This window comes from Macrococcus hajekii (assembly GCF_004359505.1).
In the GTDB taxonomy this organism is placed as follows: domain Bacteria; phylum Bacillota; class Bacilli; order Staphylococcales; family Staphylococcaceae; genus Macrococcus; species Macrococcus hajekii.
This window is the reverse complement of the sequence record NZ_SCWE01000052.1, coordinates 1-267: the sequence shown is the minus strand read 5'-3', so window position 1 is coordinate 267 and position 267 is coordinate 1. Positions and strand designations below refer to the sequence as shown.

At 51.7% G+C, this 267-nt stretch carries 1 protein-coding gene; it reads left to right on the top strand.

Going from position 1 to position 267, the window contains the following annotated elements; translation table 11 throughout:
- The coding region (locus ERX37_RS11335; protein WP_208001705.1) for a collagen-flanked surface repeat-containing protein at positions 1-267 on the top strand (267 nt) is incomplete at both ends.

Below are 267 nucleotides of genomic sequence, written 5' to 3'. Positions count from 1 at the left end.
TCGACAATGGAGACGGTACACACACAGTGACGATCACGAATCCAGATGGCACGACAACAACAACAGTGATCAAAGATGGTGCGGACGGCGAATCACCAACGGCGACAGTAGTCGACAATGGAGACGGTACACACACAGTAACGATCACAAATCCAGATGGTACGACAACAACAACAGTCATCAAAGACGGAGTAGACGGTAAGTCACCAACGGCGACAGTAGTCGACAACGGCGACGGCACGCATACAGTGACGATCACGAATCCGG